The following is a 947-nucleotide window of genomic DNA, read 5'->3' as shown; positions in this document are numbered from 1 at the left end:
ACGCGGTGAACTATCGCGGCTTTCCGCACATGCCCGGCCCTGATTTTATTTTGTCCTACGCAGAACAGGATGAGCAGAAAAATGACGGTTCCTCTTATATCAAATGAGGTTGTTGCGCTTGCCCGTGGTTGGCTTGGAACGCCTTACCACCATCAAGCCAGCGTCAAAGGGGCTGGTTGTGACTGTCTGGGATTGGTGCGCGGGATCTGGCGGGAGCTTTACGGATCTGAGCCGCAAACGGTTCCGGCGTATTCCCCGGATTGGGGAGAGGTTGGAACACGTGAAACGCTTTTAGAAGCCGGGCAGAAGTACTTCCAGCGTGCAGCGCTGGACCCGCCCGGCCTTGGGGCTGTGGTGGTGTTCCGGGTGCGATCCGGAGCGATTGCAAAACACGCGGGCCTGATCAGCAGGCCGGGCGTGATGATCCATGCGCAAGAGGGCGCGGGAGTTGTTGAAGTTCCCTATTCAGGGTGGTGGCAGCGCCGGGCGGTGGCTGCGTTTGAGTTTCCTTAAAAGAGCGCAGTAACTATCTGCTTTTACGGCGGCGGATGAACGCAACGAGAGCCGCGATAGCACAGATGAATGAGCTGATGAGACAATACAGAATTGCATAGATGATCATTGGGAACATCTGGACGCCTATAGGGAGATGCGTTGCTGCATCAAATCCCAGGATGTTGCAAGAAGGGGCATGCGCGGATGAGTAGACTGGTGGGCAATAGACAGTCGCAAATCCTAAAAACAAGATCTCAACTGAAATAAGTACTGCGGGCCAAAAGGCCATAACGAGTACAATTGACAGGTCTAGCCTCTTTTTCTTTCTAAAGTACCAGAGAGCACCGCTGAAGAGCGCAAGGGTACCGATTGCGATGCTCAACAACTCCAAGTTTTTCTCCATTTTTCTTTCGATTTTCATCGGTAATTGACACAAGCTACAGGGTAAAACA

Annotated in this window: 2 protein-coding genes; one reads left to right on the top strand and one right to left on the bottom strand. The window is 52.8% G+C overall.

Features of this window, described 5'->3' with window-relative positions; translation table 11 throughout:
- Nucleotides 1-81 precede the first annotated feature (81 nt).
- The gene (locus tag PsWM33_RS21960) at nt 82-513 is read left to right on the top strand and encodes an NlpC/P60 family protein (RefSeq protein ID WP_063301644.1); all 432 of its coding nucleotides are present in this window, start codon (nt 82-84) and stop codon (nt 511-513) included.
- Between the two features lie 13 nt (nt 514-526).
- Here the strand turns inward: PsWM33_RS21960 and PsWM33_RS27755 are convergent.
- Nucleotides 527-947: hypothetical protein (locus PsWM33_RS27755; RefSeq protein WP_206599024.1), on the bottom strand; the 421-nt coding region annotated here is incomplete at its 5' end.

The organism is Pseudovibrio sp. WM33, assembly GCF_001623165.1.
Taxonomy (GTDB): domain Bacteria; phylum Pseudomonadota; class Alphaproteobacteria; order Rhizobiales; family Stappiaceae; genus Pseudovibrio.
This window is presented reverse-complemented; position numbering and strand designations above follow the sequence as displayed.

What these genes read in the sequence shown, in the direction of transcription:
- PsWM33_RS21960 (WP_063301644.1), top strand. Translation starts at nt 82, where the DNA reads ATGACGGTTCCTCTTATATCAAATGAGGTTGTTGCGCTTGCCCGTGGT.